General features: G+C 60.9%; 8 protein-coding genes and 1 pseudogene. 3 read left to right on the forward strand and 6 right to left on the reverse strand.

The genetic code is table 11. The features are described 5' to 3' along the window. Positions 1 to 4: 4 nt before the first annotated feature. The 5 genes and pseudogenes from mscK to NE357_RS02225 form a co-directional block, all read right to left on the reverse strand. A complete protein-coding gene (gene mscK, locus NE357_RS02205) occupies positions 5 to 3,358 on the reverse strand; it encodes a mechanosensitive channel MscK (protein ID WP_169428540.1) in 3,354 nt (1,117 codons plus the stop codon). Positions 3,359 to 3,392: 34 nt separating this feature from the next. Then, positions 3,393 to 5,135 (reverse strand): potassium/proton antiporter, encoded by a 1,743-nt coding sequence (locus tag NE357_RS02210; protein WP_065259501.1) that lies wholly within the window; start codon positions 5,133 to 5,135, stop codon positions 3,393 to 3,395. Between the two features lie 217 nt (positions 5,136 to 5,352). After that, the gene (locus NE357_RS02215; protein ID WP_445576624.1) at positions 5,353 to 6,495 is read right to left on the reverse strand and encodes an IS481 family transposase; all 1,143 of its coding nucleotides are present in this window, start codon (positions 6,493 to 6,495) and stop codon (positions 5,353 to 5,355) included. Positions 6,496 to 6,756: 261 nt separating this feature from the next. Then, on the reverse strand, positions 6,757 to 7,629 hold the full coding sequence (locus NE357_RS02220; RefSeq protein ID WP_371850982.1) for a methyl-accepting chemotaxis protein: 873 nt from the start codon (positions 7,627 to 7,629) through the stop codon (positions 6,757 to 6,759). A gap of 30 nt (positions 7,630 to 7,659) precedes the next feature. Continuing rightward, a pseudogene (locus NE357_RS02225) lies at positions 7,660 to 8,409 on the reverse strand (MCP four helix bundle domain-containing protein); the annotation flags it as partial. A gap of 252 nt (positions 8,410 to 8,661) precedes the next feature. On the opposite strand from NE357_RS02225, the gene NE357_RS02230 reads away from it, so the two are divergent. The 3 genes from NE357_RS02230 to NE357_RS02240 all read left to right on the forward strand — a co-directional run bounded on the left by NE357_RS02230 (position 8,662) and on the right by NE357_RS02240 (position 11,228). After that, positions 8,662 to 8,892 (forward strand): cell division protein ZapB, encoded by a 231-nt coding sequence (locus tag NE357_RS02230; protein ID WP_169428542.1) that lies wholly within the window; start codon positions 8,662 to 8,664, stop codon positions 8,890 to 8,892. Further along, positions 8,889 to 9,191 (forward strand): cell division protein ZapA, encoded by a 303-nt coding sequence (locus NE357_RS02235; protein WP_064592966.1) that lies wholly within the window; start codon positions 8,889 to 8,891, stop codon positions 9,189 to 9,191. The genes NE357_RS02230 and NE357_RS02235 overlap by 4 nt, the downstream gene beginning before the upstream one ends. 99 nt (positions 9,192 to 9,290) lie before the next feature. After that, complete coding sequence (locus tag NE357_RS02240) at positions 9,291 to 11,228, forward strand: methyl-accepting chemotaxis protein (RefSeq protein ID WP_169428543.1); 1,938 nt, start codon at positions 9,291 to 9,293, stop codon at positions 11,226 to 11,228. Positions 11,229 to 11,443: 215 nt separating this feature from the next. Here the strand turns inward: NE357_RS02240 and NE357_RS02245 are convergent, their stop codons facing one another. Further along, positions 11,444 to 13,246 (reverse strand): acyl-CoA dehydrogenase, encoded by a 1,803-nt coding sequence (locus NE357_RS02245; protein WP_169428544.1) that lies wholly within the window; start codon positions 13,244 to 13,246, stop codon positions 11,444 to 11,446. Positions 13,247 to 13,252: the final 6 nt, after the last annotated feature.

A 13,252-nucleotide genomic window follows, 5' to 3' on the forward strand; every position in this document is an offset into this window, starting at 1 on the left:
CGGGTTAGTCGAGTTTGGCGGGCGGCGGCTCTTGCAGCGGTTTTTGCTCGCCGTTGACGGGCACGATGGTTTTGCTGTCGTCTTCGATCGGCACCAGTTTGTACTCCTGGCCGTGAAGGTTCTTCAGGTACACCTCCATCTGCCGGAACGAGATGTTGATGTGCTGTTTCTTGAACTCGCGGTTGATGAAGCGGTTGACCTCGTCGATCACCGGGTTGCGGTCACCGAGGTCGCGCACGTGCATGCGCAGCTCGTGGTCGAGGGTGCTCTCGCCGAAATTGAGGAAGTACACGTGCGGCTCGGGTTCTTTCAGCACGCGCGGGTTTTCCCGGGCGGCCTTGAGCAGCAGTTCCTTGACCAGATCCAGATCCGAACCGTAATCCACGCCCAGTTTCAGCGTGACCCGGGTGATGGTGTCGGTCAGCGACCAGTTGATCAGTTGACCGGTGATGAACGTTTTGTTCGGAACAATGATGTCCTTGCGGTCGAAGTCGGTGATGGTCGTGGCGCGGATGCGGATCTTGCTCACCGTGCCCGACAGGTTGCCGATGGTGATGGTGTCGCCGATCCGAACCGGGCGTTCGAACAGGATCATGATGCCGGAGATGAAGTTCGCGAAGATCTCCTGCATGCCGAAGCCGAGACCCACCGACAGCGCCGCCACCAGCCATTGCAACTTGTCCCAGCTCACACCGAGTGTCGACAGGGTCGAGACGAAACCGACCCCGGCGATCACGTAGGACAGCAACGTGGTCGTCGCGTAGGCGCTGCCCTGGGCCAGATTGAGTTTCGACAGCACGAACACTTCGAGCAGACCTGGCAGGTTGCGTGCCAGGGCGAAGGTGATGCCGATGATGATCAACGCGCCGAGCATGTCGCCGATGCTGATCGGCACCATGCTCATGTTGGCGCCGGTGCCGCTGGTGTATTCGTAGAGGGTGATGTTGTCGAGGTACGAGAACACCGAGATCAGGTCCGACCAGACCCAGTAAAGCGCCGCGATGAAGCCGCCGAGCAGTGCCAGACGGATCAGGCGCAGGGACTGTTCGTTGACCTTTTCGATGTCCAGGGTCGGTTCTTCGATCACCGCCTCGCCGTCGCCGGCCTCTTTCGCTGCCTGACGTTTGGCCAGGGCGCGTTGGTAGGCCAGACGTCGAGCCGCAACGGCCAGGCCACGAACGAAAGTGGCTTCGATCACCAGCCAGAACATCAGCAGGTACAGCGTGTTGATCAAGCGGTCGCTGAGTTTCAGCGCGGTGTAGTAGTAACCGAAGCACACCGCGACGAACAGGGCGATGGGCAGCAGCGTGAACATGATCCCCACGGCCTTGCGGAACAGCGAGGCGTTTTCGTGAGTCGGGCTGCTGATCAGCAGGCGACTGAGCAGCCATGCCATCAGGGCGTAGCAGGTCAGCACCACCGGCATGCCCAGCACGTCATCGGCCAGTGCCGCCGGTTGCAGCTCGGCAACCGCCACCACCGCCACGAGGGCCATGACCACCAGGCCGAGGCGACGCACCCAGCCCTGGAGGAATTCGACCTGCGGTTTCTCCCAGCGGAAGTGCAATTCGGCCACGCCACCCGGCGCAAGGATCCGGTAAGCGGTGTAGAACACCAGCCACGCCTGGCCCATTTGCAGCAGGGCGGCGCCCATGTTGGCGTTCTGACCCCGGGCGTCGATCTGCAGCGCCAGCCCGCACAGCGCCAGCCCCAGCGCCACCGGCATCGCCAGCAGGATGTTGATCAGGATCGCCTGCGGCGTGTGCCACTGGCTGTCGCGCTTGAAGTGGCCGATGTCCTGGTGAACCTTGTTCAGGCGTGCATACAGCTGCTTGCGACGCCACAGCAAGGCACCGATCAGCAGCGCCAGTGGCAGGAACAGCAACGGGCGCTGGGTCAGGCCGTCGGTCAGTTCACTGAGGCTCGACGCCATGGGCAGCGTGTCGATCTGGCGCTTGAGGCGTTCTGGCACACCGCGTATCCACTCGGCGTCCAGCGGCTTGTTGCTGGGAATCCAGAACATCTGTTCATCGAGGGTTGCGCGCAGGCTTTGCGCGGTGCTCAGCAGTTGCTTCTGGTTCAGTTGCAGGGTGATCGATTCGTTGAGGACCGCGCTCAGCTCGCGGTTCAGGCGCTCGAGCAGGTCGGCGCGAGTGTTGGCCAGCTCCAGCAGGCTCTTGCGCAGTTGTGGCGTGACCTGCTCCGGCGGCTGAGTGGACAGCAGGTTGTCGACGTAGGCCGCCGGGTTGCTCAGCAGTTCCCGTTGCTGGCTGACTTCGAACTGATACAGGCGAATATCGGCGATCTGGTCCGCCAGGTCACGGTCGACCTTGAGACGCGGCAGCGACTGTTTCTGTTTATAGAGAATCTTCGACAGCAGCAGGCTGCCCTTGAGCACGTTGATCTGTTCGTCGAGGGCCGAGTCGCTCTGGGTCACGCTGTCCAGTTGCTGCTTGGTCTGCAGGTTCTGCTGGGTGACTTCGTTGAGGCGGTCGGTGCTTTTGAGCAGGTAGTCCGAGAGTTTGAGGTTGGCCGCACTTTCGGTGGCCAGCAGGCTGCTGCCGCCGGCCTTTTGCGCTTCGATGGACTGCTGGGTGACGGTCTCCTGAGACTGGGCCAGGCGCTTCTGGTTGATCAGGGTTTGCAGTTCCTGAATCTCATGGTCCAGGCGATCGGATTTTTCCGTGAGCAGGTCATGCTGGCTGTTGCCCAGATCCTGCAACTGGTTGTTGCCGGCCAGTTCCTGGCGACGCAAAGGGATCAGTGCATTGAGCGCTGCCAGCTCGGCATTGAGCAGGTCGCGCTGCTCGGCGCTCAGGGTCTTGCCGCTGTCCTTGCCGGTCTTGAGGATGCTGTTGATCTGCTGGATGCGCGTCTGGCTGGTGGAAATTTCGGCCTGGGCACGCTCCGGGCGGGTCTGGGCAGTGATAATCAGACTGTTGGCGTCCGCCAGCGCTTTTTGCAGGTCGCTTTGCTGGGTCGAGCGCTCGGTGAGCATCTGTTCCAGCTGCTGGATGTTTTCCTTGGTAAAACGCTGCGCCACCGGCACCGCAGGGGTGGCTTTGAGTCGCGTCAGTTCACGTGTGTTCTCGATGGTCTGCTTCGGCGCGGTGGCCAGTTGTTGCTTGAGATCGACCAGTTTCTGCTCGTAGTCACGCTTGTTGTTGAGCTGGTTCAGCGTGTTTTGCAGGATCGTCTGCAGGGTCTTTTTATCGGCCTCGGGCAGTTTGCTGTCGGCGATCTTGTCCAGATTGGCCTGTACGGCGTCGCTGGACGGCGGTTCGGCGGCCTGCAGTGGGCCGACAGTGAGACTCAGGCCCAGCAGGGCCGCGACGAAAAAGGAGCGCAGGGTAGGCATAGAGACCGGTCAAGCAAGTGAGAGTGGACGCAGTTTAGAGGAAGAGCCCGGGGCCCGGGCGACTTCCTTCGGGGAATCTGACGCCCACTTTGGCGATCTTGTTCCCGTCCATGACCGCAACCGTCCAGTGGGTGTTGTTCCACTCCACCTGGTCGCCAACGATCGGCGCACCGCCGACTTTCTGGGCGATGAAGTGGCCCAGGGTCATGTCCGGATCGATGCCATCGGCCGACAGGCCGTAAAGGGCGGCAACCGCTTTGAGCTGGGCGTCTCCTTCGAGCACGAAGTCGCCGAAGAAGCGCAGATCGAGGCCGCGCTGCGGCGCCTGGCTGAAGAGCTTTCCGAGGGCCGGAAGGTTGTGTTCATGGCCGATAACACACAGCAAATCATCGACTTCCAGCACCGTACTACCCGACGGATGGAGCAGTTGCTGACCACGAAACAGGGCCGCGATACGCGTGCCTTCGGGCATTTTCAGCTCGCGCAGGGGCGAACCGATGCACCATTTCTCCGCACCGAGCTTGTAAACGAACAGCTCCCATTCGCTGGTGATGTGCACTTCCAGGGCCGAGCGGGAGATCGGCGCCGGCTCCGGCGGCACCGTCACCTTGAGCAGTCTGGCCACCCACGGCAGACTCGTGCCCTGCACCAGCAGCGACACCAGCACGATGAAGAACGCGAGGTTGAAGTACAGCTGCGCATTCGGCAGCCCGGCCATCAACGGGAACACCGCCAGAATGATCGGTACTGCGCCACGCAGGCCGACCCAGGAAATGAAGGCCTTCTCGCGACCATGGAAAGCCTTGAACGGCAGCAGCCCGACCACCACCGACAGCGGCCGCGCGAACAGAATCATCCACAGCGCCAGACCCAGAGCAGGCAAGGCGATCGGCAGCAGGTCATGCGGAGTGACCAGCAGCCCCAGCACCAGGAACATGCCGATCTGCGCCAGCCACGCCATGCCGTCGAGCATGTGCAGGATGCCGTGGCGACTGCGCACCGGACGGTTGCCGATCACCAGACCACACAAGTAGACGGCAAGGAAGCCGCTGCCGTGCAGGGCGTTGGTCAGGGCGAACACCACCAGACCGCCGGCGATTACCAGGATCGGATAAAGGCCGGTGGCGAGGTTGATCCGGTTGACCAGTTGCAGCATCAGCCAGCCGCCGCCGAGGCCGATCACGCCACCGATGCCGAACTCGCGGATCAGGTGGGTCAGCAGGCTCCAGTGCAGGCCGGTCTGGCCGCTGGCGAGCATGTCGATCAAGGTCACGGTGAGGAACACCGCCATCGGGTCGTTGCTGCCGGATTCGATTTCCAGGCTGGCGGTTACCCGTTCGTTCAGGCCCTTGCCGCCGAGCAGCGAGAACACCGCCGCGGCGTCCGTGGAGCCGACGATGGCGCCGATCAGCAGGCCTTGAATCAGGTTGAGGTCGAACAGCCAGGCGGCGGCCATGCCGGTGAGGCCGGTGGTGATAAGGACGCCCACCGTGGCCAGCGACAAGGCCGGCCACAGGGCCACGCGGAAACTGGACACCCGGGTGCGCAAGCCGCCGTCGAGCAGGATCACCGCCAGCGCGAGGTTGCCGACCAGATAGGCCGTCGGGTAGTTATCGAAAATGATGCCGCCACCATCGACCCCGGCAGTCATGCCGACTGCGAGGATGATTACCAGAATCGGGATGCCGAGACGCGACGAAAGGGAACTGACAAGAATGCTTGCACCTACCAGCAACGCGCCGATCAAGAACAGGCTGTTGATGGTCGTCGCATTCAAAGGCAGTACTCCAGAAGCGGAAAGACGGGCACAAACTGACCATGCAGTCTGCGTGCCAGCGATTCTAACCTGTTGAAATGTGATGCTGTCAAAAAGGTTTTTCAGCGGGGGATTCGGGATTTGGATTCGGCTTGCGATCGCTGCCCTCACCCTAGCCCTCTCCCTGTATGTACCGGAGACATGGTGAACACATGTTCGGAGACATGGTGGACGGTTTTTAGATCCTCTTACCTGCCGTAACAATCTGCAAGTTCAAGTCGATTCGGGCGATACGATGTCTACTCCAGTAGACATCGTGGATGCCATCCTCCGCTGTTTCCCTGATTGCTATCGACAGCCCGTGAAATGCTTTTCCGATTGAGTATTCACGGTTCCTCCAGTAAATCTCGCCCTTCACCTGGACCTTTCTGACCACATCTCCGTCGGCGTATTCCGGCGCCATTTGCTGCTCCTGATACTCCCGAGGGCTGCTGCTGTAGCGAGTCGCCGGCACCTGCATATCCAGCGCTTGATGAGGACGTTTCTGGTTGTAGACATCACGCCAGATATCAAATGCCTGTTGTGCGCTGTTGAGGTCCGTGAAGTGCCGACCTTGCAGCACTTCACTCTTCAGGCTGCGGTGGAAACGCTCCAGTTTTCCCTGGGTCTGCGGATGATAAGGCCGGGAGTGACCTACCTTGATGCCCTGACCCATCAGCCAGACTTCCAGCGCGGTATAAACCCCAGTCTGGTCACCCCAGGGCGAACCGTTGTCCATCGTTATGCGCAAAGGCAAGCCGTAACGCCGAAAGACCCGGATTAGATGCTCCTGGACGGTGTCGCGCTGCTCATTGGCGCACGCGGCGATACACATCGAAAACCGCGAGTGATCGTCCAGTATCGTCAATGGATGGCAACGCCCCTGACTCAGGCTGAAATGGCCCTTGAAGTCCATCTGCCAGAGATCGTTGGGCGCTTCATGCTCGAACCGGATAAACGGTTTGATCTCAGCAGCCTTTGGATCAACGCGCGAATGACGCTGTAAAACTGCATGCACAGTACTGACGGAAGGCATCGCTAAACCTTTGTCTTCCAGCACGCGTTTGAGCTTGCGAGCGCCCCAAGCCGCGTACTCCTGACTCACGGTCAGAATCTGCTTCTCCACCTCGTCAGCACAACGTTTGGGGGACGTCTTCGGTCGTCGTGACTGATTGTTCAGCCCCTCGGCCCCTGATTTTTCAAACCTGCTGAGCCATTTGTAGGCAGTGCTTGGGCTGATGTTGAATCGACGGCAAAGCTGCCGAACATTGGCCCCTTCTTGCCGAGCCAAAAGCACGAATTCTGTACGTAGCTGCACGGTAGACACCTCTTCCCAAGACACAGGCCATCTCCTTCGCGATGAGCAATGTGTCTATTTAAAAGTGTCCACCATGTCTCCGAACACCTGTCCACCATGTCTCCGGTACATACACTCCCGGAGGGAGAGGGGACTGACCGAGTGGCTCTCTCGAGTTACATCGACCTGAAATAGCGAGTCGAACTCAGGTCTTGAAACGCACGAAGATCTGCTCCCTTTCCCCCTCGCCACCTTTAGGGGGAGAGGGCTGGGGTGAGGGGGTAGCTTTTGATCTTGATCTCAAAATTACAGGCTGAACCGCCCAACCATATTGTTCAGATCCAGCGCCAGGCGCGACAGCTCGTTGCTCGCCGCACTGGTCTGATTCGCGCCGGTCGCCGATTGCACCGACAGATCGCGGATGTTCACCAGGTTGCGGTCCACTTCCCGCGCCACCTGTGCCTGCTCTTCGGCGGCGCTGGCGATCACCAGGTTGCGCTCGTTGATCTCGACGATGGCGGTGTTGATGGTGTCCAGCGACAGACCGGCGCCACGGGCGATGTTCAATGTCGACTCGGCACGCTCGGTGCTGTTGCGCATCGAGTCCACGGCGTGTTCGGTGCCGCTCTGAATGCTGCCGATCATGCGTTCGATTTCGCTGGTCGACTGCTGGGTGCGGTGCGCCAAGGCACGGACTTCGTCGGCCACCACGGCAAAACCACGGCCGGCTTCACCGGCGCGGGCCGCTTCAATTGCAGCGTTGAGGGCCAGCAGGTTGGTCTGGTCAGCCAGGCCGCGAATCACGTCCAGCACTTTGCCGATGTCGCGGGATTCGTTGGCCAGATCGCCGATCAGGGTCGCGGTGCTCTGCACGTCGGCGCTCATGCGTTCGATGGCGCTGACGGTTTCCTGCACCAGATCGCGACCGTCGCCGGCGGAGGTGGTGGCGTTCTTCGAGGCTTCCGAGGTGCTGACTGCGTTACGCGCAACTTCTTCCACGGCGCTGGTCATCTCGTTGACCGCGGTGGCGGCCTGTTCGATTTCGTTGTTCTGCTGGGTCAGGCCACGGGCGCTCTCGTCGGTGACGCTGTTCAGCTCTTCAGCGGCGGAGGCCAGTTGGGTGGCCGAGCCGGAAATCCGCTGCAGAGTGTCGCGCAGCTTCGATTGCATCTTGGCCATGGCCGCCAGCAGGCGACCGGCTTCGTCGGTGCCGTCGACGTGGATCGGCTGGGTCAGGTTGCCTTCGGCGATGGTTTCCGCCGCGTCCAGTGCCTTGGCGATCGGCTTGGTGATGCTGGCGGTCAGCAACCAGGCGAACAGGAAGGTCAGGCCGGTGGCGATCACCAGCAGGGTTACCACCAGATTGAAGGCCGAGGAATACTGGTCGGCGGCCTGCTGGTTGGTTTCGCTGATCTGCTGGCCGTTGATCTGCATCAAGCGGTTGAGCACGGTGTTCATCGCTTCGGAGTTGTCGAGCAACTGGGTGTTCAGCAGGTTGCGCAGCTCATCGAACTGATTGTTGCGCGACAGGGTTTTCATCCGGTCTTCGATCTGGCGGTACTGGCCCAGCAACTGCACGTATTGGTCGTAGGCCGCACGCTCTTCGGGGCTGCCGATCAGCGGCTCGTAATCGGTCTGAGCCTTGCGGATCTGCTGGTTGCGCATCTCCAGCAGCTCGATGGTTTTCTGCTGGACGTCCGGCTCGCGGTTCACCAGCAAACGGTACGACAGCACCCGCAGACGCAAGGTCAGCTGGGTGAATTCGTCAAGGTTTTTGATGCTTGGCACGCTGCTGGAGGAAATGTCCTCGGCGGCGCCGCGGATTTTGCTCATCTGGTTCAGGGCGAACACGCCGAGAATCAGCATCAGGCCGCCGATCAGGGCGAAGCCGGTGAACGCCCGGGGGGCGATATTCATATTGCGAAGGGACATGGGGGCGTATACCAGGAAGGGCCGCATCCATGCGGGCTGAGACTGCTGTTGGATGACTTATCGGTCATACGACTAAAGTCTTGAGGCGGTGCGCGTATTTGTCGCATGAGGGGGCGGGCGACGAAGTGCAGGAACCAGATCGGCAGATCACAGTCTCTAAGACTCGCGAGAACGGTCGAGCCGCCAGGAAAATCAAGGCCTTGCGCCGGTTTAACCCTGGCGTCAACGACGACTTTTCTTTATCGTACGCGCCCTTTGAAAAAGCCCTGGAAGATCAAAATGTTGGAAGCATCCCTCAGCCAATTGGAACAGCTCGTCAGCGACCTGGTGCAACAGAACCAGACCCTGTCGGAAACCAACCAGACCCTGTCCATGGAACTGGCCCAGGCCAAGGATGAAAACGAAAGCCTGCAACTGAGCCTGATGGAACAGGAAGAAAAGCACGGCGCCACTGCCGCGCGCATCCAGGCCCTGGTTGATCGCGTCAACACAGGTCCTGTCAGCGCATGAACCACGGTACAGCAGGGGTAAAAGTCATCTCCATCATGGGGGAGGACTATTCGATCAAGGCACCGGCCGGGGAAGAACAGACCCTGCTGGACGCCGCATTGATGCTCAAGGCCGCACTGGCCGACACCAAGAAGAAATACCCGACGCTGATCGGCGACCGCCTGCTGGTGCTGGCGGCGATGAATCTGTGCTCCCAGCAGATTGAAATGAAGAAGCAGCATCAGGAAGAACTCGAGCGTTACCAAGAGCAAGTCAGCGCCACGGTCGAGACCATCGCCAAGACCATCAATCAGGGTTGATGGGTTGCGCACAACCAAAGAATAAGATTGTCGATTGCGCTGTATACAATCGGCACGGCTGTTGCAGTGTTTCAGCCTCTTATTCTTTGGGGGTGCTCCATGCAGTTCTGGCGTCGCAGTATTCAATGGCAGTTGATCCTCGGCATGGGCACCGCCCTGCTGGTCAGCATTCTGATCGTGGTTGGCATTTATACCCTGGTGGTCAACCGCCTCGCCCAGAGCTATCTGGTCGAACAGGCCCTGCCGTCGAGCATCGAAGCGACGCGCAACGACATCGAACGAATCCTCGTTCAACCCCTGACCGCCGCCAAAGACATCGCCAGCAACACCATGGTCCGCGACTGGCTGGCCAATGGTGAGGACTCCACCAAAACGGCGGGCTTCGCGCAGTATCTGGAAGGCATCCGCGCCGAACACAAGGCGTTTACCGCGCTGATCATCGGCACCGAATCCAATCACTACATCACCGAAAAAGGCCTGGATCGGACCCTCAGTCGCGACAAACCGGCCGATGCGTGGTTCTACTCTTTCCTCGACAGCAATCAGCCACGAACCCTGAACATCGACAACGACGGGGCTACCGGAGAGCTGGCGCTGTTCATTGATTTGAAGGTGGAGCAGGCCGGCAAAGTGGTCGGCGTGGCGGGTCTTGGATTGAGCATGAAAGAGCTGTCCGAGCTGATTCACAACTTCAGCTTCGGCGAGCGAGGGAAGGTCTATCTTGTGCGTTCCGACGGATTGATCCAGGTCCATCCCGAGGCGCAGTTCAGCGGTAAGCGCACCCTCACGGAGCAGATTGGCGCCAGCGCTGCACAAGCGGTCTTGGGCCATAAGGTGGCGACCAACAGTAGCTTCCAGCGCGACGGCGAAGACTTCCTCGCCTTCAGCCTGCCTTTGCGCGACCTCGGCTGGACCCTGGTGGCCGAAGTGCCACAGTCGCAGATCTACGCCGAAGCTCGCCGGGCGATGTGGATGAGCAGCGGCATTGGTCTGGCGGTGGCGCTGGTTTGCCTGGCGCTGGTGATCTGGCTGGCCCAAGGGTTGGTAAGGCCGATTCGTCAGGTAACAGCTGCACTGGTAGCAATCGGTAGCGGTGGTGGAGATTTGACTCACCGGTTAGATTCCAGCCGCGCCGATGAACTGGGCGACCTCGCTCGGGGCTTCAACCGTTTCCTCGACAGCCAGCGCGGGATGATCGGCGAAGTGCTGACCACCAGCGAGCGACTGCGCGTTGCCGTCGGTCAGGTGGCCAGGGTTGTGGATAACACCGCCGAACGCTCCGGCCGGCAGCAGGAAATGACCGACATGGTTGCCACCGCCGTCCACGAAATGGGTCTGACCGTGCAGGAAATCGCCCAGAACGCCGGCAATGCCGCGCTCGCCTCGCAAACTGCGCGCGATGAAGCGATGCAGGCGCGGGAAGTGGTTGGCGGCTCGATTCGCCATATAGAAAGCATGTCCGATGAAATCGGCGTCGCGGCGGGAGCAGTGGGTGAATTGGCGCATCAAGTGGCGTCGATCGATCAGGTGCTGGCGGTGATTCGCGGGGTGTCGGAGCAGACCAACCTGCTGGCGTTAAACGCTGCCATCGAGGCTGCTCGAGCCGGCGATATGGGGCGTGGTTTTGCGGTGGTGGCCGATGAAGTGCGCACCTTGGCGCGCCGCACCCAGGCTTCAACCGACGAGATCCAGCAGATGATCGGCAGCCTCAAGCAGGGCGCGGAGAATGCGGTGTCTTCGATGCGCACCGGGCAGGCCGCGACGGGGACTGGGGTTGAGTCGAGCCAGCGTACCGGGGCCTCTTTGACTGCGATTACCGGGCAGGTCGAGCGCATCAGTGACATGAACCACCAGGTGGCGACGGCGACCGAGGAGCAGTCGGCGGTGACCGAGGAGATCAACCGCAACGTGCAGGGGATTTCCGATCTGGCCCGGGCGACGGCGGGGGAGGTTCGGGCGTGTCGTGAGGATTGTCAGATGTTGCAGCGGTTGGCGGATGACCTGGCGCGGCAGATGGGTGGGTTCAAGTTGAGTTGAGTGCTGGATCTGAAAAGCCCCTCACCCTAGCCCTCTCCCGGAGGGAGAGGGGACGGATAGGGGGATATTGAAGAGGTTCACCGACTTGAAATATCGGTTTTGAATCCATAATCGACTCGGTCGTTCAGGTCGATGTACCTCGCAAAACTATGCGGTCGGCTCCCTCTCCCTCCGGGCGGTCCGACGTTTCGGGAGGGCTGGGGTGAGGGCCGGCTTTAGAGCCACGCATCCTGCATCGCCAGACACGTATCATCCCGCGCCTCCAGCAACGTCAGCTCATGCTGGCAACCCGGCACTTCCCAGGTCAGGAAATACCGCGCCGCCTGCAACTTGCCCTTATAGAAGTCGACATCCGCCGCATTCCCCTTGGCCAAGCCTTCCTGGGCCCGAATTGCCTGCTCCAGCCAGCGCCAGCCAATCACCGCATGCCCGAACACTTTCAGGTACAGCGCCGAATTCGCCAGACTGCTGTTGACCTTGCCCTGTGCCAGATCGGTCAGCAGACCGATGGTCACGCTCTGCAGGCGTGCCACCAGTTTCTCCAGCGGCTCACGCAATGCGGTCAACGATGCGTACGCCACCGCGCGTTCGCTCGTGTCGGCGATCAGGCGAATCAGCTGCTTGAGCCCAGCGCCACCGTTCTGCGCCAGTTTGCGTCCCAGCAAGTCCAGCGACTGAATGCCGTGAGTGCCTTCGTGGATCGGGTTCAGGCGATTGTCGCGGTAGTACTGCTCCACCGGGTACTCGCGGGTGTAACCGTGGCCGCCGAGAATCTGGATCGCCAGTTCGTTGGCCTTCAGGCAGAACTCCGACGGCCAGGATTTGACGATCGGGGTCAGCAAGTCCAGCAGTTCGTGGGCCTGTTTGCGCTCCGCTTCGGACTCAAGCGTGGTGGTGTCATCGAACAGTCGCGCCGCATACAGACCGAGATCGAACGCCCCTTCAACGTAGGACTTCTGCGTCAGCAGCATGCGTCTGACATCCGCGTGCTGGATGATCGCCACCGGTGCCGTCGTCGGGTCCTTGCTGTCCGGCACCCGGCCCTGTGGACGCTCGCGAGCGTACTCCAGCGAGTACAGGTAACCGGCGTAACCGAGCATCACCGCGCCCATGCCGACGCCAATCCGCGCCTCATTCATCATCTGGAACATGTAGCTCAAACCGTGGTGCGGCTTGCCCACCAGATAGCCGATGCACTCGCCGTTATCGCCGAAGTTCAGCGCTGTGGACGTCGTCCCGCGCCAGCCCATCTTGTGGAACAGCCCGGCCAGCAGCACGTCGTTGCGCTTGCCGAGACTGCCGTCATCGTTGACCAGGAACTTGGGCACGATGAACAGCGAAATGCCCTTCACCCCGGCCGGCGCATCGGGCAGTTTGGCCAGCACCATGTGCACGATGTTTTCCGAGAGCGGGTGATCGCCGCCGGAAATGAAGATCTTGTTGCCCTTGAGGCGATAAGTGCCGTCGGACGCTGGTTCTGCGCGTGTACGAATATCCGACAGCGACGAACCGGCATGAGGTTCGGTCAGGGCCATGGTGCCGAAGAAGCGGCCGTCGATCATCGGTTGCAGGAAGCGCTGTTTCTGCTCTTCGGTGCCGAAGCTTTCGATCAGATTGGCCGCACCCATGGTCAGGAACGGATACGACGTCGAAGCCGCGTTCGCCGACTGGAAGTGGGCGAAGCAGGCCTGGGACAACAGCGTAGGAAGTTGCATGCCGCCGGCGTCGAAACTGCGTGCAGCGTTGAGGAATCCGGCTTCGAGGAAGGCATCCACCGCCGGTTTCACCTCGGGAATCAGAATTGCCTGACCGTTCTCGTAGCGCGGCTCGTTCTCGTCGCCCTTGCGGTTGTGCGGCGCGAAGTACTTCTCGGCGATGTTGCGCGCCGTGCCGATGGCGGCATCGAAGGTTTCGCGGTTGTGCTCGGCAAACCGCTCGCGCCGGGTCAGGCCCTCGGCATCGAGGACTTCGTACAGCTCGAAAGCCAGATTGCGGGAACTGAGCAACGTCTCGGACATGGCGGC

It is taken from the genome of Pseudomonas sp. G7(2022) (genome assembly GCF_052660475.1).